The sequence below is a fragment of the Streptomyces sp. NPDC059255 genome (genome assembly GCF_042752355.1).
Taxonomy (GTDB): Bacteria; Actinomycetota; Actinomycetes; order Streptomycetales; family Streptomycetaceae; genus Streptomyces.
Map to the genome: position 1 here is coordinate 46,353 of NZ_JBHYZP010000018.1, position 21,120 is coordinate 67,472.

At 72.3% G+C, this 21,120-nt stretch carries 20 protein-coding genes; 6 read left to right on the top strand and 14 right to left on the bottom strand.

The annotated features are described in order from the left end of the window. Positions 1-184 precede the first annotated feature (184 nt). Both ACFXKG_RS21520 and ACFXKG_RS21525 read left to right on the top strand, forming a co-directional pair. Positions 185-1,090, top strand: coding sequence for a 5'-3' exonuclease H3TH domain-containing protein (locus tag ACFXKG_RS21520; RefSeq protein WP_384841557.1), 906 nt, complete (start codon positions 185-187; stop codon positions 1,088-1,090). A gap of 52 nt (positions 1,091-1,142) precedes the next feature. Continuing rightward, positions 1,143-2,003, top strand: a complete 861-nt coding sequence (locus ACFXKG_RS21525; RefSeq protein ID WP_384841263.1) for a siderophore-interacting protein — start codon at positions 1,143-1,145, stop codon at positions 2,001-2,003. Positions 2,004-2,127: 124 nt separating this feature from the next. Here the strand turns inward: ACFXKG_RS21525 and ACFXKG_RS21530 are convergent, their stop codons facing one another. The 3 genes from ACFXKG_RS21530 to ACFXKG_RS21540 all read right to left on the bottom strand — a co-directional run bounded on the left by ACFXKG_RS21530 (position 2,128) and on the right by ACFXKG_RS21540 (position 4,934). Then, on the bottom strand, positions 2,128-2,907 hold the full coding sequence (locus ACFXKG_RS21530; RefSeq protein WP_384841266.1) for an ABC transporter permease: 780 nt from the start codon (positions 2,905-2,907) through the stop codon (positions 2,128-2,130). Beyond that, on the bottom strand, positions 2,904-3,944 hold the full coding sequence (locus ACFXKG_RS21535) for an ABC transporter ATP-binding protein (RefSeq protein ID WP_384841269.1): 1,041 nt from the start codon (positions 3,942-3,944) through the stop codon (positions 2,904-2,906). Before ACFXKG_RS21535 ends, ACFXKG_RS21530 begins: the two co-directional genes overlap by 4 nt. A 270-nt stretch (positions 3,945-4,214) precedes the next feature. Beyond that, the gene (locus ACFXKG_RS21540) at positions 4,215-4,934 is read right to left on the bottom strand and encodes a PadR family transcriptional regulator (RefSeq protein WP_384841272.1); all 720 of its coding nucleotides are present in this window, start codon (positions 4,932-4,934) and stop codon (positions 4,215-4,217) included. A gap of 206 nt (positions 4,935-5,140) precedes the next feature. Here ACFXKG_RS21540 and ACFXKG_RS21545 point away from each other — a divergent pair, with 206 nt between their 5' ends. Continuing rightward, the gene (locus tag ACFXKG_RS21545) at positions 5,141-5,725 is read left to right on the top strand and encodes a sigma-70 family RNA polymerase sigma factor (RefSeq protein ID WP_384841275.1); all 585 of its coding nucleotides are present in this window, start codon (positions 5,141-5,143) and stop codon (positions 5,723-5,725) included. Beyond that, entirely contained in the window at positions 5,722-6,477 is a 756-nt protein-coding gene (locus ACFXKG_RS21550) for an anti-sigma factor domain-containing protein (RefSeq protein WP_384841279.1), read from the top strand. The genes ACFXKG_RS21545 and ACFXKG_RS21550 overlap by 4 nt, the downstream gene beginning before the upstream one ends. A 131-nt stretch (positions 6,478-6,608) precedes the next feature. Here the strand turns inward: ACFXKG_RS21550 and ACFXKG_RS21555 are convergent, their stop codons facing one another. From ACFXKG_RS21555 to ACFXKG_RS21575, 5 genes are read right to left on the bottom strand one after another with little or no spacing between them, the layout of a single operon-like run. Beyond that, the gene (locus tag ACFXKG_RS21555; protein WP_384841282.1) at positions 6,609-7,421 is read right to left on the bottom strand and encodes a DUF1295 domain-containing protein; all 813 of its coding nucleotides are present in this window, start codon (positions 7,419-7,421) and stop codon (positions 6,609-6,611) included. Continuing rightward, the gene (locus ACFXKG_RS21560; protein WP_384841285.1) at positions 7,418-8,764 is read right to left on the bottom strand and encodes a class I SAM-dependent methyltransferase; all 1,347 of its coding nucleotides are present in this window, start codon (positions 8,762-8,764) and stop codon (positions 7,418-7,420) included. Before ACFXKG_RS21560 ends, ACFXKG_RS21555 begins: the two co-directional genes overlap by 4 nt. Further along, positions 8,761-10,161, bottom strand: a complete 1,401-nt coding sequence (locus ACFXKG_RS21565) for a class I SAM-dependent methyltransferase (RefSeq protein WP_384841560.1) — start codon at positions 10,159-10,161, stop codon at positions 8,761-8,763. Before ACFXKG_RS21565 ends, ACFXKG_RS21560 begins: the two co-directional genes overlap by 4 nt. A gap of 2 nt (positions 10,162-10,163) precedes the next feature. After that, complete coding sequence (locus ACFXKG_RS21570) at positions 10,164-10,886, bottom strand: DUF1365 domain-containing protein (RefSeq protein WP_384841563.1); 723 nt, start codon at positions 10,884-10,886, stop codon at positions 10,164-10,166. A gap of 47 nt (positions 10,887-10,933) precedes the next feature. Further along, positions 10,934-12,211 (bottom strand): NAD(P)/FAD-dependent oxidoreductase, encoded by a 1,278-nt coding sequence (locus tag ACFXKG_RS21575; protein WP_384841288.1) that lies wholly within the window; start codon positions 12,209-12,211, stop codon positions 10,934-10,936. Between the two features lie 211 nt (positions 12,212-12,422). On the opposite strand from ACFXKG_RS21575, the gene ACFXKG_RS21580 reads away from it, so the two are divergent. Together ACFXKG_RS21580 and ACFXKG_RS21585 are read left to right on the top strand one after the other, a co-directional pair. Further along, positions 12,423-14,045, top strand: a complete 1,623-nt coding sequence (locus ACFXKG_RS21580) for a molybdopterin-dependent oxidoreductase (RefSeq protein WP_384841291.1) — start codon at positions 12,423-12,425, stop codon at positions 14,043-14,045. Between the two features lie 119 nt (positions 14,046-14,164). After that, on the top strand, positions 14,165-14,818 hold the full coding sequence (locus tag ACFXKG_RS21585) for a fasciclin domain-containing protein (RefSeq protein ID WP_384841294.1): 654 nt from the start codon (positions 14,165-14,167) through the stop codon (positions 14,816-14,818). A 75-nt stretch (positions 14,819-14,893) separates the two neighbouring features. Here ACFXKG_RS21585 and ACFXKG_RS21590 read toward each other — a convergent pair whose 3' ends face one another. The 6 genes from ACFXKG_RS21590 to ACFXKG_RS21615 all read right to left on the bottom strand — a co-directional run bounded on the left by ACFXKG_RS21590 (position 14,894) and on the right by ACFXKG_RS21615 (position 21,118). Beyond that, positions 14,894-17,722, bottom strand: a complete 2,829-nt coding sequence (locus ACFXKG_RS21590; RefSeq protein ID WP_384841297.1) for a DEAD/DEAH box helicase — start codon at positions 17,720-17,722, stop codon at positions 14,894-14,896. Positions 17,723-17,826: 104 nt separating this feature from the next. Further along, positions 17,827-18,780 (bottom strand): twin-arginine translocase subunit TatC, encoded by a 954-nt coding sequence (tatC, locus tag ACFXKG_RS21595; RefSeq protein WP_384841300.1) that lies wholly within the window; start codon positions 18,778-18,780, stop codon positions 17,827-17,829. Positions 18,781-19,027: 247 nt separating this feature from the next. Continuing rightward, positions 19,028-19,315 (bottom strand): Sec-independent protein translocase subunit TatA, encoded by a 288-nt coding sequence (gene tatA / locus ACFXKG_RS21600; protein ID WP_365819061.1) that lies wholly within the window; start codon positions 19,313-19,315, stop codon positions 19,028-19,030. A 238-nt stretch (positions 19,316-19,553) separates the two neighbouring features. Beyond that, complete coding sequence (locus ACFXKG_RS21605) at positions 19,554-19,751, bottom strand: hypothetical protein (RefSeq protein WP_384841303.1); 198 nt, start codon at positions 19,749-19,751, stop codon at positions 19,554-19,556. Between the two features lie 4 nt (positions 19,752-19,755). Then, positions 19,756-20,037 carry a hypothetical protein gene (locus ACFXKG_RS21610; RefSeq protein WP_384841306.1) on the bottom strand — a complete coding sequence of 94 codons (282 nt, stop codon included), beginning with the start codon at positions 20,035-20,037 and terminating at the stop codon, positions 19,756-19,758. A gap of 124 nt (positions 20,038-20,161) precedes the next feature. After that, the gene (locus ACFXKG_RS21615) at positions 20,162-21,118 is read right to left on the bottom strand and encodes a helix-turn-helix transcriptional regulator (RefSeq protein WP_382886948.1); all 957 of its coding nucleotides are present in this window, start codon (positions 21,116-21,118) and stop codon (positions 20,162-20,164) included. Between the last annotated feature and the right edge of the window lie 2 nt (positions 21,119-21,120).

A 21,120-nucleotide genomic window follows, 5' to 3' on the forward strand; every position in this document is an offset into this window, starting at 1 on the left:
CGTCCGACGGCGGCGACGGGCCGTACCGGACGACCGGCCGTACCGGGCGACAGACCGTCCCGGGCGACAGGCCGTCCCGGGCGACAGGCCGTCCCGGGCGACGGGACCCGCTGTCAGTGCACTCCGGGTGGTGGGCCCCGCTGTCAGTGCACTGGGGCATCATCGGGATGTGACCCGACGCCTCATGCTCCTCGACACCGCCTCCCTCTACTTCCGCGCCTACTTCGGGGTCCCCGACTCCGTACGGGCCCCGGACGGTACGCCGGTCAACGCGGTGCGCGGTCTGCTCGACTTCATCGCCCGGCTGGTCCAGGACCACCACCCGGACTCCCTGGTCGCCTGCATGGACGCGGACTGGCGGCCCGCCTGGCGGGTGGAGCTGATCCCGTCGTACAAGGCGCACCGGGTGGCCCAGGAGCGGCCGGAGGGGCCCGACGAGGAGGAGACCCCGGACACGCTGGCCCCGCAGGTCCCGGTGATCGAGGCGGTCCTCGACGCGCTGGGCATCGCGCGGGTCGGCGTCGCGGGGTACGAGGCGGACGACGTGATCGGCACGCTCGCCGGGCGCGCCACGGGCCCGGTCGACATCGTCACGGGCGACCGGGACCTCTTCCAGCTCATCGACGACGCCCGGGGCGTGCGGGTGCTGTACCCGGTCAAGGGTGTGGGGACGCTCCAGCTCATGGACGAGGCGGCGCTGCGCGAGCGGTACGGGGTGGACGGCGCCGGATATGTCGATCTGGCACTGCTGCGCGGCGACCCGAGCGACGGGCTGCCCGGGGTGCCGGGGATCGGCGAGAAGACCGCCGCCAAGCTGCTGGACGCCTACGGCGACCTCGCCGGGATCATGGCGGCGGTCGACGACCCGGCCTCCCGCCTCACCCCGTCGCAGCGCAAGCGGCTGGACGGGGCCCGGGAGTACGTGGCGGTGGCGCCCACGGTGGTCCGGGTCGCCGGGGACGTCCCGCTGCCCGAGTTCGACCCCGCGCTGCCCGCCGGCCCCCGCGATCCGGCCATGGTCGACGCGCTGGGCGCGCGGTGGGGTCTCGGCGGAGCGCTTCAGCGCCTACTCGCCACACTTCCACGGTGAGTGTTAGCTTACTTAGGTAAGCCTAAGCGTCGTGGAGTCGAGGGAGACCGCCGTGGCAGAACAGCCGGCCCGCCAAGCACCGAAGGCCCATGAGGGACAGGTCCTGCGCACCGAATGGATCACCCCGCACATGGTGCGGGTCGTTCTCGGCGGCGAGGGGCTGGCCGCGGTGCGGGCCGGGGAGTTCACGGACCACTACGTCAAGGTGCTCTTCACCCCGGAGGGCGTGACGTACCCGGAGCCGTTCGACATGGACCGGATCCGGGCGGAGTTCCCGCGTGACCAGTGGCCCGCGAACCGTACGTACACCGTGCGCGCCTGGGACCCGGCGGCCCTCGAACTGACCATCGACTTCGTGGTCCACGGCGACGAGGGCCTGGCCGGCCCGTGGGCGGCGCGGGCGAAGCCCGGCGAGACCGTACGGCTGCTGGGCCCCGGCGGTCTCTACGCGCCGGACCCGGCCGCCGACTGGCATCTGCTGGTCGGGGACGAGAGCGCGCTGCCGGCGATCGCCGCGTCGCTGGAGCGGGTGCCGGCCGGGGCGGTCGTGCACGCGTTCGTGGAGATCTCCGGCCCCGAGGAGGAGCAGAAAATCACGACGCCGGACGGGGTCGGGATCACCTGGCTGCACCGCGGCTCCCGCCCGGTGGGCGAGGCGCTGACCGCCGCCGTGCGCGCGCTCGACTTCCCGCCCGGCGACGTCCTGGCCTTCGTCCACGGCGAGGCCGGTTTCGTGAAGGAACTGCGCCGCCACCTCCGGCTGGAGCGCGGCATACCGCGCGAGCGGCTCTCGATCTCCGGGTACTGGCGGCTCGGCCAGACCGACGAGGCGTGGCGCGCCGTCAAGCGCGAGTGGAACGAGCAGGTGGAGAAGGAGCAGGAGCGGGCCCCGGGGCAGCGCCCCGCAGCCTGACCCGCGCCCGCCGTCGCCTCTGCGGGCCGGGCTTCCGGTACCGGCGGACCGCCTGTACCGGAAGCCCGGCCCGTACCGGAAGCCCGGCCCCTACCGGAGGCCCGGCCCGTACCGGAAGCAGCTCTCAGACGGACTTCTGGTACGCGTGGAAAGTGCGGGTGGAGAGCCAGACCGCCCCGGCGGCCAGCGCCAGCAGAGCACCTCCCCGGCTGAGCACATCGCCCCAGTCGGGGTCGGCCGACAGCGCGGAACGTCCCGCGACCATCGCCCAGTTGACCGGGTTGAAGTCCGCGATCCGCGCCATCCAGGACGGCATCTGCGCCGGGGCCATGAACGCCGAGGAGAGGAACGTCAGCGGCAGCAGCAGGAAGGTGTTGATGCCGATGATCGACTCGCGCTCCCGCACCAGCATGCCCAGGGCGTTGGAGAGCGCCCCGAAGACCGTGCCCAGCAGGATCGACGCGGCGACCAGGATGACCAGTCCGGTGGCGCCGCCCGGGTAGGCGGCCCCGGCGAGCAGCCCGAGCAGCACGATGATCGCCGACTGGACGGCCGTACTGATGCCGTTCTGCACGACATTGGCGTTCATCAGGGCGCTGCGGCTGACCGGGGTGGTCAGGAAACGGTTGAGCGTGCCGCGCTCGATCTCCTCCAGGGTGCCCATCCCGGCCCACATGCTGGAGCCGAGCGCGCTCATCACCACGATGCCGGGGATCAGGTAGTCGAGGTACGACGTGGTGCCGAAGCCGCCAAGTTCGACGACCTTCTTGAAGAGGTTGCCGAAGAGGAACAGCCAGATCACCGGCTGGATCAGGGAGATCAGCAGAAAGACCGGCTGACGCAGGACCGCGATGAGCTGGCGCTGCGTCATGTACCAGGTGTGGCTGAGGACTTCGGTACTCATCGGGCACCTCCGGCGGCCTGGGCGGCGGCGAGGACGGGCGGGTTCGCGGCGGCGTCGGCCTCCGCGAAGCGGCGTCCCGCGTACCGCAGGTAGACGTCGTCCAGGGAGGGCCGGGCCACCGTCGCGGCGGTCACGGCCGCCCCGGCGCGCTCCAGCGCGGCGAGCAGCACGGGGACGGCGGCGGCGCCGTCGTCGGCGCGGACGCTGACGCGGCGTCCTTCCACCACCGTGTCGTGCACCCCGGGCAGCGCGGCGAGAGCGGCGGCGAGCACCACCCGGTCGCCGTCGTCGCGCAGTTCGATATGGACGGCGTCGCCGCGCAGTTCGCCCTTGAGCTGGTCGGGGGTGCCCTCGACGACGACCCGGCCGCGGTCGACGATCGCGATGCGCTCGGCGAGCCGGTCGGCCTCCTCCAGGTAGTGCGTGGTGAGCAGGATGGTCAGCCCCTCGTCCCCGGCGAGCCGGCCGATCTCCTCCCACATGGCCGTACGGGCCTCCGGGTCGAGCCCGGTCGTCGGCTCGTCCAGGAAGAGCACCTCGGGCCGGTGGACCAGCCCGAGCGCCACGTCGAGGCGCCGCAGCATGCCGCCCGAGTACCCCCTGACCGGCCGCTTCGCGGCGTCGGACAGGGCGAACCGCTCCAGCAGCCCGTCGACGCGGCGCGCCAGCTCCGTCCCCCGGAGGCCGTACAGCCGGCCCTGGAGTACGAGGTTCTCCCGGCCGGTGGCGACGGGGTCGGCGCCGGACTTCTGGGCGACGACCCCGATCGCGCGGCGCACCCGGTCGGGATGGCGCAGCACATCGTGTCCGGCGACGGTGGCGGTGCCGCTGTCGGGGCGGGCGAGGGTGGTGAGGATCTTGACGGTGGTGGACTTGCCGGCGCCGTTGGGGCCGAGCAGGCCGAGGACCGTGCCCGCCTCGACGGTGATGCCCATTCCGTTCAGGGCGGTGACCCCGCCGGGATAGGTCTTGGTCAGATCGTGCGCCCGGACGGCGGGCGCGCCGGTGCGGGTGACACCGGGACTACCGGTACTCATGGCAGAGCTCTCCTGTGGTGGTCGGGCCTCTCGGGGCTGCCGAGGGGGCTCGGGTCTCCCGAGCCGGATCCACGCGTGAGCGCCGGGCTATCCTGGGTGTGCCGCACCTCGATCGCCCGGGCGCCTGCACGGCGGTCCGGTCCGGGGTTGGGGGACCCTGGCGGGAGCTGCTGCAACAGCGACCGCCGGGGTCGTTCCGGTTCTTGGGTCCTGCGCTCCGGCTTCCGGGACGTGGGACCGGTCGCGGTTCCACGGTCTCCCGATCCGGTCTCAACGGTTCCGGGGACGCTCCTCCTTCGTGGCGCCCGACGACGTCTTCTCCTCGTCGGCCGCGGTGTCGACGTCGATGTCGATCCGCACGCCCTCCAGCCTCTTCCACTCCGCCGGCACCTCACCGGTCGCGCGCAGGGCGCGCCACGCGTCGACGCCGGTGAGCGTGCCGTCGGCGATCTCCCGCAGCAGCCCGCGAGTCCACCGGGCCTGGGCCTCCACCATGTGCAGCTGATACTCGGTCTCCACGACGAAGAGCCGCGGCAGTTGCTCGTACAGCTTCGTCAGCGCGCCGCGCAGCGCGGCGGCGTGCACGTCGAGCGCCGCCACCCGCTCATCGAGGAGCGAGACCACCTCGTCGGGGGTGAGCACGCCGATCAGGGAGAGGGCGGTTTCGAAGAGCGGGAACTCACGGGCGGGGACGGCCACGAGGTCGGCCAGCCACTCCAGCATCTCCTCGTGTCCCGCGGGGGTCAGTCCGTACAGCGTGCGCTCGGGGCGGTTGCCCTGCCGCTGGACGTCGGCCACCTCCACGAATCCGTGCTTCTCCAGGTTCTGGACGACGGTGTAGAGCGAGCCGAAATTGATCTTGACGCTGTGTTCCTTGCCGCGCTGCCGCAGGGTCTGCGCGATCTCGTACGGATGCATGGGGCGCTCCGAGAGCAGCGCCATCACGGCGAGCGCCAGCGGATTGCCGAGCTTGCGCCGCTTGGTCGCCATGGTCACCGTCCCTGCCTCACACATACATACGTTCACGAATACTCGGCGACGAACATATCGCGACCCCGCGCTCCGGTCAACCGAACACGCGACATATCTCGAATATTAGGGGGCGGGACAACCAATCCGAGTCCCCCCGGACTCCGAATCCATGCTGGAGTCTGTTCGGAACACACGCACATGTGCGCACCTGGAGGAAAAGCCGCGTGAAAGAAGCCGTACACATCGGCGGCCCCGCTTCGGCGGGGCCCGATCTTCAGGAATTGCTGGGCCATGTGGCCCGGGGCGACCAGGAGGCGTTCTCCCGGGTGTACGACCAGGTCTGCGGCCCCGTACTGGGCCTGGTGCGCAGCGTGCTGCGCGATCCGGCCCAGTCGGAGGAGGTGGCGCAGGAGGTCCTGCTGGAGGTCTGGCGGACGGCCACCCGCTACCAGCCCTCCCGCGGCAGCGCCATGACCTGGGTACTGACCCTCGCGCACCGGCGCGCCGTGGACCGGGTGCGGTCGGCGCAGGCGTCGAGCGACCGGGAGCACCGCGCCGCGCTGCTCGACCGTACGCCCGCCTTCGACGAGGTCACCGAGCAGGTGGAGGCCAGTCTCGAACGGGAACAGGTGCGCCGCTGCCTGCGGACTCTCACCGAACTCCAGCGCCAGTCCGTCACACTGGCGTACTACCAGGGCCTGGCCTACCGGGAAGTCGCCGAGTTGCTCTCGGTCCCGCTGGGCACGGTCAAGACCCGATTGCGCGACGGACTCATCCGGCTGCGCGACTGCTTGGGGGTGAACGGATGACCACCGCGGATCTCCACACGCTGACCGGCGCGTACGCGCTGCACGCCCTGGCCCCGGCGGAGCGCGCCGAGTTCGAGCGTCATCTGGTGGCATGTCACGCGTGCTCCCAGGAGGTACGGGAACTCTCGGCGACCGCGGCCCGGCTGGGCCGGGCGGTGGCCGTGGCCCCGCCGCCCGCGCTCAAGGAGCAGGTGCTCCGGCGGATCGCGACCGAGCGCCAGGAGCCACCGAAGGTGACCCACCATCAGGCCAGGTCCGGTGGCGCCGGCCGGGGCCGGACGCTCTCCCGCTTCGCCCTGGCCGCGTGCCTGGCCGCCGCGGCGGGGCTCGGCGGGGTCGCGGTCTGGCAGAACCAGGAGGCGCGGGACGCACGTCAGGAGGCGCGGGCGGCGCAGTTGCACTCCGAGGAGCTGGCCACCGTGCTCGCGGCACCCGACGCGAAAGTGGCCACGGGCGGTCTGACGAACGGCGCGACCGGGAGCGTGATCGTCTCCCGCAGCAAGGACCGCGCGGTCTTCGTCGCCGCCGGGATGCCGAAGGCGCCGAGCGGCAAGGTCTACGAGCTCTGGTACAACGACGGCGGCACGATGCGGGCCGCGGGGCTGCTGGACCCCACGACCGGCTCCGCCTCGGTGCTGATGGAGGGTCCGGTGAACGGAGCGTCCGGCATGGGCATCACGGTGGAACCGGCGGGTGGTTCCCAGCAGCCCACCTCCACCCCGCTCGCCCTGATGAACTTCCCGGTCGTCTGAGGCCCGTGTGCCGGGTGCGGCACACGGACACCGCACGCACCACGCCGGACGCACAGCACGTCCACACGAACAGCAGTCCGCACGCACCGCACGCGACAGCCCGGCGCCCTCCCTGGGGGCGCCGGGCCACTTCACCCCGCTCTCTTCCTCGGCGGCAGCGGGAGGAAACCACTCGTGCGAGCGGTGTACTCGGCGAAGCCCGGACGGTTCGCCATATGGCGTTCCAGCAGCCGCTTCCCGCTGCCGTTGATGAGCAGCAGGCTCATCACCAGCGGACCGGCCACCGTCGCCGCGGCCACCACCGGGTCGTCGCAGACGATCAGGAAGAGCCCCCACCAGACGCAGAAGTCCCCGAAGTAGTTGGGGTGCCGGGTCCAGCCCCACAGCCCCTGGTCCATCAGCCGGCCCCGGTTCGCGGGATCCGCCTTGAAACGGGCGAGCTGCCGGTCCCCGACCGCCTCGAAGACCAGCCCGACCAGCCAGAGCGCGCAGCCGGCGTACGCGACCGGGCCGAGCGGACCCGTGACGTACTGCGCCGCCTGTACGGGGAGCGAGACCAGCACCACCAGGACGCCCTGGAGCAGGTACACCGTGCGCAGGGCGTAGAGATTCCGGTTGCCGGGCGCCTTGTCGAGCATCGCCTCGTACCGCGCGTCCTCGCCGTGTCCCCAGCCGCGCGCGGCGATGTGGCCGGCCAGGCGCAGCCCCCACACGATGGTCAGGACGGTGACCAGCAGCCGCCGTGCTCCGTCGCCGCCGCCGTCGGCCGACACGGCGTACGAGACGACCGCGACGGCCGTGAAGGCGAGCCCCCAGGCGATGTCGACGATCCGGTGCACCCCCTTGGCGACGGCGACCGCGAAGGTGACGAGCATGACGGCGAGGGCCGCCGCGGCGGCGCCGCCGATCCCCTGGCCGAACGCCGCCCACGAGAAGCCGTTCACCGCCGCCCGCCGTCCTGGTACCACTCCCGGAGCGTGCCGGGCGGACCGCTCCCGCACATCCCGCTCTCCCCCGCGGCCGCCGGCCGTACGGCGAGGATCTGATCGACGCCCATCCGGCCCTCCTCGAAGGCGAGCGCGGAGCCCACCAGGTACAGGCGCCAGACGCGCGCGGTTCCCGCCCCGACCAGCTCGGTGAACTCGCCCCAGCGCTCCTCCAGCGTGCGGTGCCAGGCCCGGATCGTCCGGACGTAGTGCTCGCGCATCGCCTCCACGGCCCGTACCTCCAGGCCAGCGCCCTCCAGCAGCGACACGGTCTCGCCCAGGGGGCGCATGTGCATGTCGGGGGCGATGTACGACTCGATGAAGGCACCGCCGCCGGGGACCGTCGTGGACCGCGACATCTGCTGGACGAGGACCCGGCCGCCCGGCCCGAGCATCCCGTACAGGGTGGCGGTGAAGGCGGGGTACTCGGCGTCGCCCACGTGTTCGCCCATCTCGACGGAGGACACCGCGTCGTAGCCGCCGGCCTCGATGTCGCGGTAGTCGCAGAGCCGTACCTCGACCAGTTCCTCCAGACCGCGCGCCGCGACCTGCGCCCTCACGTACGCGGCCTGTTCCCCGGCCAGCGTGACGGCGGTGACCCGGGCCCGGAACTCCTCGGCCGCGTAGAGGGTGAGCGATCCCCAGCCGCAGCCGATGTCCAGCAGCCGGGCGCCGGGACGCAGGGCGAGCTTGCGGCAGATCAGCTCCAGCTTGTCGCGCTGGGCGTCGGCGGGCCCGTAACCCGGCTCGCCGCTCGTCCAGTAGCCGCAGGAGTACGCCATGGTCTCGTCGAGCAGCAGCGCGTAGAAGTCGTTGGAGAGGTCGTAGTGATGGCTGATCGCGGCGCGGTCCCTGGCCCTGCTGTGCGGGGAGCCGGTGAGCCGGGCCTGCGCGGCGGGCGCGGGCGGGCGGACCCCGACGGCGCCGAGGCGCAGTGCGGTACGGACGGCCCTCGCGCGGTCGCCGACGGTGAGCCGGGGCGGGCGCAGGCCACGGTCGCGTACGGCACCCCACAGGACGCGCAGCCCGTCGGCGAGATCGCCCTCGACCTCCAGCTCACCCGTGATGTACGCCTGGGCGAGGCCGAGTTCGTCCGGCTGCCAGACCAGTCGGCGCAGCGCGCGGCGGGAACGGATCACCACGACGGGCGCGCCCTCGGGGCCGGCGACGGAGCCGTCCCAGGCGCGCAGCCGCAGCGGGAGCCTGCCGCCGAGGAGCTGTTCGACGAGGGCGTGGAGCTGGTGGGCGGCGCCGGCGCGCGGCCGGGCCGGCGCCGGCGGGGCCGGCGGGGTGGAGGTCATCGGGAGGTCTCCTTGGTCAGCACCATCTGCTGGACGTCGAGGTAGCCGGAGCGGAAGCCCGCCTCCGAGTAGGCGAGGTAGAAGGTCCACAGGCGGCGGAAGACCGGGTCGAAGCCGAGCGCGTCGACCTGCGGTGCCTGCTCGGTGAAGCGTTCGCGCCACAGCCGCAGCGTCTCGGCGTAGTGCGGGCCGAAACCGTCGCGGGAGGCCACGCGCAGGGCGGTGCGGTCGGCGGTGATCTGTTCGATCGCCGCGACCGAGGGCAGGAATCCGCCGGGGAAGATGTACTTCTGGATCCAGGTGAAGGTGGACCGGGTGGCGAGCATCCGCTCGTGCGGCATGGTGATCGCCTGGAGGGCGATCCGGCCGCCGGGGGCGAGGAGCCGGTCCAGGGTGGCGAAGTACTCGGGCCAGAACTCCGCGCCGACGGCCTCGATCATCTCGACGCTGACGACGGCGTCGAAGACTCCCTCCACCTGGCGGTAGTCGCACAGCTCGACGGAGACACGGTCCTCGAACCCGGCCTCGCGGATCCGGACGAGGGCCAGTTCGCGCTGTTCCCCGGAGAGGGTGACGGTACGGACGCGGGCGCCGCGGGCGGCGGCCCGCAGCGCCAGTTCGCCCCAGCCGGTGCCGATCTCCAGCAGCGAGGTGCCGGGGCCGACCCCGGCCTCGTCGAGCAGCCGGTCGATCTTGCGGTGCTGGGCGGCGGCGAGCAGCGAGTGGTCGGCGGGGAAGCCGCGGAAGAGCGCCGAGGAGTAGGAGAGGGTCTCGTCGAGGAAGAGGGCGAAGAGGTCGTTGGAGAGGTCGTAGTGACGGCTGATGTTGTCGCGCGAGCCCTCGGGGGTGTTCCGCTGGGCGGCGGGCTGCCGGGGTGCCCAGGCGGCGCGGAGCCGCTGGAGCGGCCGGGGGACGAGCTCGGCGAGGCGTTCGGCCAGCACGGTCAGCACGCCGACCAGGTCGCGGGCCTCCCATTCGCCGGCCATGTAGGACTCGCCGAAACCGATCAGTCCGCCGGCCCCGATCCGGCGGTGGAACGCCTTGGCGTCGTGGATCTCCATCAGCGGGCCGCCGAGGCCGATCGTCTCGCCGCCGTCGAAACGGACGCGCAGCGGGAGGCGGCCGAAGGCATGCCGGACAAGCCGTTCCGCTATGGCCGTGCGGAGCCAGGAGCCGCGCGGCAGATGGGCGACATCGGGCCAGCGCGACGGGTCGGGGGCGACGGACGAGGCGGAGGCGGACGAGGCGGAGGCCGGCGCGGGGACGGACGACGCGGGGACGGACGACGCGGGGACGGACGACGCGGGGGCCCCGGAGACAGCGGGTGCCGGTGCCTGGCCGGGACGGGGGGACCCGGGAGCGCCGGGGGACGCCGGGGAAGCCGGGGAGACGGACACGCTCACTGAAGACCCTCCTGGGGCTGGTGACGGGGACGGGGCTGGACGGGCAGCCCGCGCAGGTGGAGGCGGATGCCGTGCAGCCGGATACCGGCGGAGACGACGGCGGTGGACCAGGGGTGGCGCAGAGCGGCGCGCAGCAGCGTCCGGGGGGTGGCGGGGCGGCGCTCGCCCCGTACGGTCGCGGTGAACGGGCTTCCCCCGGCGCGCTCCAGACGCACCGTCAGCCGCAGCCGTTCATCGGGTTCCGGCAGGCGCATGGTGTAGCCGCCGTCGACCGGGAAGAACGGTGAGACGTAGAACTCCTTGCCCACGGTGGCCCGGCCGGTCCCGTCCGGGCGCAGCAGGTAGCAGTGCCGCTCCCCGTAGGTGTTGTGGACCTCGGCGACGACACACAGGGGTGTGCCGTCGGGCCGGTGGCACCAGTAGAGGGTGAGCGGGTTGAAGACGTGTCCGAGGACCCGGGCGTGGGCGAGCATCGTCACCCGGCCGTCGCCGAGGTCGACCCCTTGGGCGGCGAGGAACGCCGCCAGCCCGGCGCGGATGGTGGGCCGGGTCCCGCCGAAGTGGTCGCGGGCGTCGAAGCGGGCGAGGGGACGGAGCGGCCGGGGCAGCCGCGGCGGCCGGTCGGGGTCGATCAGCCACATGTAGGTGCGCAGGCCCAGGGTGTAGCGGCGCGGCGCGGTCCTGACGTGGCGGACGTCGCAGGTGTAGAGCGCGGGCACGACGGAGGCGGACTCCGTGGTGGTCGCCGGGCCGCCCTCCGAGGTGGTCACCAGGTCACCCCCAGTGCCTTCGCCGCCGCCACGCCCGAGCGGCAGCCGTCCTCGTGGAACCCCCAGCCGTGGTAGGCCCCGGCGAACGCGGTGACCGGGCCGCTGAGCGCGGGCAGTTCGCGCTGGGCGGCGACCGACTCCGGGGTGTAGACGGGGTGTTCGTAGACCATGCGGGCGAGGACCCGGTCCTGGTCGACGCGGTCGACGCCGTTCAGCGTGACCACATAGGTCTCGGGGGCGTCGAGCCGCTGGAGCCGGTTCATGTCGTAGCTCACCCGTACGGCGTCGGCGCCCGCGTCGCAGGCCGGCATCAGGTAGTTCCAGGAGGCGCGGGCGCCCGCGCTGCGCGGCAGCACCCCGGTGTCGGTGTGCAGTTGGGTGGCGTTGCGGGAGTACGGGAACGCGCCGAGCACCCGGCGCTCGTCCTCGGTGGCGTCGGAGAGCAGCCGCAAGGCCTGGTCCGGGTGGACGGCGATGACCACCGCGTCGTACCGCCGGGCGGTGCCGTCCCCGGCCACGATCTCGACGCCGTCCGGGTGGCGGCGTACGGACCGTACCGGGGTGGCGGTGTGGACGGCGGCCAGGTGTTTGCCGATGAGGTCGACGTAGGCGCGCGAGCCGCCGGTGACCGTCCGCCAGACCGGCGAGCCCGCGATCGTCAGCAGGCCGTGGTGCGCCATGAAGCGGAAGAGGTAGCGGGCCGGGTAGCGCATCGCGGTCCGTGCGTCGCAGGACCAGACGCAGGAGACCAGCGGGGTCATGAAGTGGGAGAGGAAGTACGGCGAGAAGCGGCCCGCGGCGAGGAACTCGCCCAGCGTCCGGTCGTCGCGCGAGGCGTCGTCCGAGGTGAGGAGCCGGCGGGCCGCCCGGTGGAAGCGCGGCACCTCGGTGAGCAGCCGCAGATAACGCGGGCGGAGCGCGTTGCGCGGCTGGGCGAAGAGACCGGCGGCGCCGCGGGCCCCCGCGTACTCCAGTCCGCAGCCGTCGCACCGCACGGACATGCTCATCTCGGATTCCTGTGTGGTGACTCCGAGTTCCCGGAAGAGCTTGCGCAGATACGGGTAGGTGCGGTCGTTGTGGACGATGAAGCCGGAGTCGACGTGGTGGACCCGGCCGTCGGCCGACGGGACGTCGTGGGTGTGCGCGTGGCCGCCGAGCCGGTCGTCCGCCTCGTACAGCGACACCTCGTGCGCGCTCCGCAGGACGTACGCGGCGGTCAGCCCCGCCACTCCCCCGCCCACCACGGCGGTACGCGGGCGTTCCCCACCACTCATGCTGCTCCCTCTCCTCCGGCTTTCCGGGCCCGTGCGGCAGGTGCCGCACGCACCCTCCTCCACGGGGCATTCGGGGCGGCACGAGCCGGGGATTGGTGTCCGGCGCGATCTTTCCGGGGGCCCTCGTGGGACCGGGCCCGCTCCTGGCGTCGGCGGTACGTTTTTTCATTCCTTCGGGTGGCGGACCAATCCGCCTTGCTTCCGGCCCCGAATGGCCGGTGTGAGCGAAGATCGGAAAGTGCCGGAACCGGAGGCCCCTCAGCACCACGGCCCGACGGCGCGCCTGCTGCACCGCGGCCTGGGCGCGCTCAGCGGGCTGATCGCGGGCTTCTCCGCGCTCGCCACGGCGGAGCTCGCCGCGGCGGCGGTCCGCCCCGAGGCCAGTCCCGTGACGGCGGTCGGAAGCGCGTTCATCGACCGCACTCCCCCGTGGCTCAAGGACTTCGCCGTACGGAACTTCGGAACCAACGACAAGCTGGTGCTCCAGCTCGGCATCCTGGTCGTGCTGGCGCTCTTCGCGATGGCGGTCGGCGTGATCGCGCTGCGGCACCGGCGGGCGGGTTCCGCGGCGGTCCTGGTCTTCGGTGCGATCGGCGCGGTGGCGGCGGTCGGCCGTCCCGGCGGCGGCCCCGCCGACGCCGTGCCCTCGGTGGTGGGGGCGCTGGTGGCCTGCGGGGTGCTGTACCTGCTGGCCGGCCGGCTCGCGCTCCGTCCGTCCCGCGCGGCCGGCGGGACGGACGGTACGTTCGACCGGCGCGGTTTCGTGATCGCCGCGACGGCGGCGGCGGTGGCGTCGGCCGGGGCGGGCGCTCTCGGTCGCCGGCTCAACGCGTCGGGGAGCGCGGGCGCCGTCGCCTCGCGGGAGAAGACCGTTCTACCGGCTCCGGCCTCCCCGGCCCGGCCCGTACCGGCGGGGGCGGATCTGCGGATCCGCGGGCTCAGCCCGTTCACGACACCCAACAAGGATTTCTACCGGGTGGACACCGCGCTGGTGGTGCCGCGGGTCGATGCCACGGGCTGGCGGCTGAAGATCCATGGCGAGGGGGTCACCCGGCCCCTCACCGTCGGCTTCGACGACCTGCTCCGGCGCGAACTGATCGAGCGGGACATCACGCTGACCTGTGTGTCCAACGAGGTGGGCGGCCCGTACGTGGGCAACGCCCGCTGGATCGGCGTACGCCTGGCGGACCTGCTGCGCGAGGCCGGCGTGCGGCCGCCCTCGAAGGGCGGGCCCGCCGACCAGCTGGTGGCCCGCTCGGTGGACGGCATGACCATCGGTTCCCCGGTCGAGACGGTCATGGACGGCCGGGACGCGTTGCTGGCCGTCGGGATGAACGGCGAGCCGCTCCCCTTCGACCACGGCTTCCCGGTCCGGATGGTGGTGCCGGGACTGTACGGCTACGTATCGGCCTGCAAGTGGCTCCAGGACCTGGAGCTGACCACGTTCGCCGCCTACGACGCCTACTGGGTGAAGCGGAGCTGGTCACAGCAGGCGCCCATCAAGACCGAGTCGCGCATCGACACCCCGCGCCCCTTCGCGAGCCCGAAGCCCGGCAAGGTCCCGGTCGCCGGGGTCGCCTGGGCCCAGCACCGGGGCATCGCCCGGGTGGAGGTACGGGTCGACGGCGGCCCCTGGCACCCGGCGCGGCTAGGGGCCGAGGACACCCGGGACACCTGGCGCCAGTGGGTGTGGGAGTGGCCCGCGACCACCGGCAGCCACACCCTTGAGGTCCGCGCCACCGACCAGGACGGCTACACCCAGACGAGCAGACGCGTCGGCACCGTCCCCGACGGGGCGACCGGCTGGCACTCGGTGGTCGTCTCGGTCACCTGACCGCCAACCCGTCCCGCCGCCATCTGACCCGGAACCACCCCACGACAAGCCATTTCCACCTGTCCCTACCCCCCTGTGCCCGCATTCCGGCGAGCACCGCCTTCCCAAGGAGATTCACCATGAACGCCACCCGCTTCCAGCGCGCCGCCATCGCCCTCGTCGGCGCCGCCGTACTGCCGCTCGCCCTCACCGCCTGCTCCGGCGACGACAGCAAGGACACCAAGGCCGCGTCCTCGGCGTCCGAAGCCGCCCCGGAGACGGCGGACACCCCGGCGGACAACGCGGCGGGCTCGGGCGACCAGCCCTTCGGCTCGGCCTGTGCCTCGGTGCCGACGACCGGCGCGGGCTCCTTCGACGGCATGTCGAAGGACCCGGTGGCGACCGCCGCGTCGAACAACCCCGACCTCTCCACCCTGGTCACCGCGGTGAAGGAGGCCGGTCTGGTCGACACCCTGAACAATGCCAAGGACATCACGGTCTTCGCCCCGACCAACGAGGCCTTCGCCAAGATCCCGAAGGCCGACCTGGACAAGGTCCTCGCCGACAAGGCCACCCTGACCAAGATCCTCACGTACCACGTCGTGGGCGAGAAGCTCCCCCCGAAGGCGCTGGAGAGCGGCACCTTCCCGACCCTGGAGAAGTCCACGCTGACCACGGCCGGTTCGGGCGAGTCCTACACGGTGAACGACTCGGCGAAGGTCGTCTGCGGCAACGTCCCGACCGCCAACGCCACCGTCTACATCATCGACACGGTCCTGATGCCGAAGATGTGACCCGGTTTCCGCCGCCCGGCGGACCTGCCGCGGGCCCGCGCTCCCAGGGGAGTACGGGCCCGCGGTGGTCCGGCGTCAGCCGACCGAGCTGTACGCCACCACTCCGCGCCGTACCGCGTCGATCGCCTTGCGGGCGTTCTTCGCGACCGTGCTGTTCTCGCGGGGGGCCGCCGCCGCGATCTGGCCGAGGACGTCGATGACCTGCTTGCACCAGCGTACGAAGTCACCGGCCGGCATCTCCGCCTCGCGCAGCACCTCGTCGAGTCCCTTGCCGGAGGCCCACAGGTGGACCGGCCAGGCGAAGCCCAGGTCCGGCTCGCGCTGGCCCACGCCTTCCGTCTGGCTGATCTTCAGGTCCTCCTCCAGGGCGTCGAGCCGGCCCCAGATCCGGACCATCTCGCCCAGCGCGGTCTTCGCGGCGCCCCCGGGGAGCTTCGGCGCCACCGCGTCGTCGGCCTGCCGGGCCTCGAAGACCAGCGCCGAGACACAGGCGGCCAGCTCGGCCGGGGAGAGTCCCTCCCACACATGGTCCCGCAGGCATTCGCTGGCGAGGAGGTCCAGCTCGCCGTAGAGCCTGGCCAGCCGCTTGCCGTGCTCGGTGACCTCGTCGCCGCGGAGATAGTCCAGCTCGGTCAGGAGCGCGACGATCCGGTCGAAGGTGCGGGCGATCGTGTTCGTCCGCCCCTCGATCCTGCGCTCCAGCTGGCGGGTGTCCCGCTGCAGCCGGTGGTAGCGCTCGGCCCAGCGGGCGTGGTCCTCGCGCTCGTCGCAGCCATGACAGGGGTGGGCGCGCAGCGCCGTACGGAGCCGGGAGATCTCCCGGTCGTCGGCGGCCTCCGCCCGCTGCTTGCGGTGCCGCTCGGGAACGATGTGCCCGGCCTTCGTGCGCAGCGCGGACGCCAGATCGCGGCGCGACTGCGGTGAGCGCGCGTTGAACGACTTGGGGATCCGCATCCGCTCCAGCGCCTCCACGGCCACCGGGAAGTCCATCGCGCCCAGCCGCTTGACCTGCCGCTCGGCGGTCAGGACGAGCGGACGGGGGCCCTCCTGGTAGTCGAAGCCGCGGTGGCCGTTGGCCCGTCCCGCGGGCAGCCCCGGCTCCAGCACGAGCGCGAGGCCGGCGAACTTGCCCGTCGGCACATGGATCACGTCGCCCGGCTTGAGCCGCTCCAGGGAGGAGGCCGCGGCGGCCCTGCGCTGTGCCGCGCCCTGCTTGGCCAGCTCCGTCTCGCGGTCCTTGAGGTCGCGGCGCATTCGCGCGTACTCCTCGAAGTCCCCGAGATGGCAGGTCATGCCCGCCCGGTACCCGTCGAGGCCCTCCTCGTTGCGCTGGACCTGCCGGGAGATCCCGACGACCGACCGGTCGGCCTGGAACTGGGCGAAGGAGGTCTCCAGCAGCTCACGCGAGCGGTGCCGGCCGAACTGCTGCACGAGGTTGACGGCCATGTTGTACGAGGGGCGGAAGCTGGAGCGCAGCGGATACGTACGGGTCCCGGCGAGCCCGGCGAGCGCGCCCGGGTCCATGCCGCGCTGCCAGAGCACCACGGCGTGGCCCTCGACGTCGATGCCCCGGCGCCCGGCCCGCCCGGTGAGCTGGGTGTACTCGCCGGGGGTGATGTCGGCGTGCTGCTCGCCGTTCCACTTGACGAGCTTCTCCAGGACCACGGACCTGGCCGGCATGTTGATGCCGAGGGCCAGGGTCTCCGTCGCGAAGACCGCCTTGACCAGACCGCGGACGAACAGCTCCTCCACGATCTCCTTGAAGGTGGGCAGCATGCCCGCGTGATGCGCTGCGATGCCCCGCTCCAGGCCCTCCAGGAACTCGTAGTAGCCGAGGACGTGCAGGTCCTCGCCGGGGATGGCGGCCGTGCGCTCCTCTACGATCTCCCGGACCCGGCGGCGCGCCTCGTCGGTGTTGAGCCGCAGGCCGGCGTGGAGGCACTGCTGGACGGCGGCCTCGCAGCCGGCCCGGCTGAAGATGAAGGTGATCGCGGGGAGCAGTCCCTCGGCGTCCAGCCGCTCGATGACCTCGGGGCGGCCCGGTGTCCAGATGCGGCTGCGCTGGCGGCGCTCGCGCTCCCGGTCCGCCTCGCGGACCATCTTGCCGCGCCGGCGGTCGCGGGGGTTGTACGTGCGCTGGTTCTCCATCCGGGCCAGCCGGACGAGGTCCGGGCTGACCTCGCGCTTGGCGACGCCCCGGCCGCCGTGGTCGGTCTCCTCCTCGAAGAGGTCGTACATCCGGCGGCCGGCCATCACGTGCTGCCACAGCGGCACGGGCCGCTGCTCGGAGACGATCACTTCGGTGTCGCCCCGGACGGTGTCCAGCCAGTCGCCGAACTCCTCGGCGTTGGACACGGTCGCCGAGAGCGAGACCAGGGTGACGGAGGCGGGGAGGTGGATGATCACCTCTTCCCAGACGGCGCCGCGGAACCGGTCGGAGAGGTAGTGGACCTCGTCCATCACCACATAACCGAGCCCGAGGAGCGCCTGGGAGCTCGCGTAGAGCATGTTGCGCAGGACCTCGGTGGTCATGACGACCACCGGCGCGTCCGCGTTCACACTGTTGTCACCGGTGAGCAGGCCGACCTTGTCGGCGCCGTACCGCTTCGCGAGGTCGGCGTACTTCTGGTTGGAGAGCGCCTTGATCGGGGTCGTGTAGAAGCACTTGCGGCCCTCGGCCAGGGCGAGGTGCACGGCGAACTCGCCGACGATCGTCTTGCCGGAGCCGGTGGGGGCCGCGACGAGCACGCCCTTCCCGGCCTCCAGGGCCTGGCAGGCTTCGGTCTGGAAGGGGTCCAGACCGAATTCGTACATCTCGCGGAAGGGCGCGAGCGCCGTGGCCCGGTCGGCGGCGCGGATCCGGGCAGCGGCGTAGCGCTCGGCAGGTGAGAGGTCCTCTGTCATCTTGCGGTCGAGCCTACCCGCCCCCTCTGACAGTCAGCCCGATCTTTAATCGTCCTTGGGCGGCACCGCTCCGTCCTGGGGCGGCACCGCTCCACCGGCACCGGTCAGGTGACGTCGTCGAACCCGTTCACCCGGTTGTTCCGGTTGCCGTCCGACTGCTCCGGGAGCGCGCGCCGCGTCGGCACGGATTCGATCTCACCGATGTCGGACGGCGTCAGGTCCAGGTCCGACGCCTCGTCGTCGCCGGGGCCGTCTTCCTCGCGCCGCTGCTTGCGGCGGTCGTTGATCAGCGAGATCCCCGTGGCGAAGAAGTACAGCACCCAGATCGGTACGGCCAGGGCGAGCATGCTGAGCGGGTCGGTGCTCGGGGTGGCGACCGCCGCGAAGATCGTGATGCCGAGGATCATGCCGCGCCACCAGCCGAGCATCCGCTTGCCGCTGATCACTCCGCCGAGGTTGAGCATCACGAGGAGGAGCGGCAGTTCGAAGGCGAGGCCGAAGACGACCACCATGCGGGTGATCAGGTCGAGCAGATCGTCGAGCGGGAGCTGGTTGTCGAGGTCGGCGGGCGAGAACTCGAGGAGGACCCTCGCCATGGTGGGCAGCGTCTTGTACGCGAAGAAGCCACCCATCAGGAAGAGCGGGAAGCCCGCCGCGACGAAGCCGAGGGAGTACTTCTTCTCGTTCCTGTGGAGCCCCGGCGCGATGAACGCCCAGAGCTGGTAGAGCCAGACCGGCGAGGAGAGCACGACACCGGCCATCAGGGAGACCTTGAGGGCGAGGGTGAAGGGCGTGATCAGGCCGTTGAGGACGATCCGCGCGCAGGTGCCGTCCTCCCGCTGGGCGAGGTCGGCGAAGCTCGCGGAGCACCCGACGGACTGCAGCACCGGGTTCGTGAAGAACTCGATGATCTCCTTGTAGGAGAAAGCCGCGACGATGGTCACGATGACGATCCCGATGAGCGCCTTGACGAGCCGGTTACGCAGCTCGCGCAGATGCTCGACCAGAGGCATCCGCCCCTCGGGGTCCGTCTCCTTCTTGCGGGCGGACTTCAGCAACCCACGTCCTCATCTCGTGCGGCGGGCCGCCCCTCGTGGCAGTGCCCGCTAGGGTCTTTCGTTTGGATCAGGCTGGATCAGGGAGCGGGGTCTGGTGCCGTGGATCGCAAGGCGGAGGAGGGAGGCGACGCGGAGCGTCGCCGACTGACGACAACGCCGCGAGGCGCGGCACCAGGGCACGCGAGCCCAGCATGATCCAAACGACAGGCCCTGGATCCAGACGGCAGGCCCTAGGGCCCAGGTGGTGTCAGCGCTTGGTCGAGTCCGTCGGCTCGTTCACCGGGCGCGCGCTCGTCACGTCGCCGGGGGAAGCCTGGATCGTGCGCGGCACGGTCTGGTCCTGCGGGGCGTCGTTCGGCGGATCGGCCGGGGCGGTCTGCTGTCCCTCGGACTTCATCGCCTTGGCCTCGCTCTTGAGGATGCGGGCCGACTTGCCCAGCGAACGCGCCATGTCGGGAAGCTTCTTCGCGCCGAACAGGAGGACGACGACGACGAGGATGAGAATGATCTCGGGGGCACCGATCTTTCCGAACAGCATAAGTCTTTACCTTCTCACCGAGGCGGCACGGAACGGGCCTGCGTGGATAGGCCGGACTTGTGTCCGACAGGTTGCCCAGCGATCGTAACGCGCGGGGGTGAACACAGAGCAATCCCCGTGCGTACTTCCAGCACGCGGCCCGTGCCTCGCTGCCCGGGCCACGTGGTGCAGCGTACCTCTCCGGAACCGCCCTGAGCAGGGGGCGCGTGGGCGAGGGCCGGCCGTCCGGCTCCGCCTACCGCAGTGTGTCGCCGGTGGCGGCGAGCCGGGTCGCGGCCCGTTCCAGGTCCTCGGCGGCGAGGTTGATCCGCTCCGTGGTGGCGGCGACCTGGCGGCCGAGCCGCTGGGCTTCGAGGAAGACCCGGACGGCCAGGACGCCGAGGACGGCGATCCCGAGGAACCCCAGGGCGATGGCGATCATGGGCCAGAGCATGTGACTAGACCGTCCCGGGGAGTTCCTGGAGCGTGGAGTGCAGACGCATCGTCCGTACGCCGCCGCCCGTGAGGAGTTCGACGATGCGTTCACCGGCGGGCTTGCGGACCGGGGCCTCGCACTCGGGGCAGACGAAGGAGTAGAAGGTGGTGCGCCGGCTGGCCCCGATCGCCAGGCGCAGCGCGCCCGCCGACAGTTCGAAGGCGGCACGGCACTCGGGGCAGGCCGCCCTGAAGAGGACCGGGACCACCGTCGAAAAACCAGACGGCCCAGACATTACCGACATATTTCCGTTTCTCCTTGTCCTCGTTGCCGTTGCCATCGTCGTTGTCGTTGCCATCGTCGTTGTCGTTGCCGTTGTCGTTGTCAGTCCTGCACTCTCGCCCGTTCGGTCACCGGCCGGGCGGGGCTCAGTCGTGGAGGTCGTACGCCGCCAGCGCCTCGGCCGCGGCCCGCCGCGCGCTGTCCGCCAGCTCCGGCGGGGAGACGATCCGCCCGTCACCGCCGAGCCGGAGCGCGAGCCGCCGCAGCGAGGCGGGCACCGGGGTCCGCAGGGTGATGCGCAGTCCGCCGTCGGGCAGTTCCACCGCACTGTCGTGCGGGTAGTACTCGGCGACCCACCGCCCGCCGGGGCCCACCTCGACGATCACCTCGGGGTCCTCCGCCGACGGCTGTACGAGCCCCTCGGAGAGGTCCCGCAGCTCCAGTTCGGGCGGCGCGGCCGGGGCGTCGAGCAGCCGGATCTCGGCCACCCGGTCGAGCCGGAACGTACGCCGCGCCTCGGAGAGCCGGCACCAGGCCTCCATGTAGGTGTGGCCGACGGCGAAGAGCCTGATCGGGTCGACCTCGCGCTCCGTCAGCTCGTCACGGGCCGGCGAGTAGTAGCGCAGCCACAGCCGGCGCCGCTCGGAGATGGCCCGGTCGACCTCCGCGAAGACCCCGCCCTCGGACTCGAAGGTCACCGAGAGCCGGGAGCTGGCGCCCGCCGCCTCACCGGCCGCGGCCTCCAGCTTGGCGGTGGCGCGCAGCAGCGCCTGCCGGTCGCCCTCGCGCAGCCCCGGCAGGGTGGCGACCGCGCGGGCCGCGACGAGCAGCGCGGTCGCCTCGTCGGCGGCGAGCCGCAGCGGCTCGGCGACATCGTCCGGATTGTGCCACCAGATGCGGTCGCCGTCGGTGTCGATGTCCAGCAGGTCCCCGCCGCGGAAGCTCGTCCCGCACATGGGCAGGACGTCGAGGTCGGAGATCAGCTCGTCCTCGCTGATCCCGAACGCGCGGGCCACGTCCCCGACATGGGCGCCGGGGCGCTCCCGCAGATAGGTCACCAGCGAGAGCATCCGCCGGGTCTGGTCGATCGCGTTGGCTGCCACGG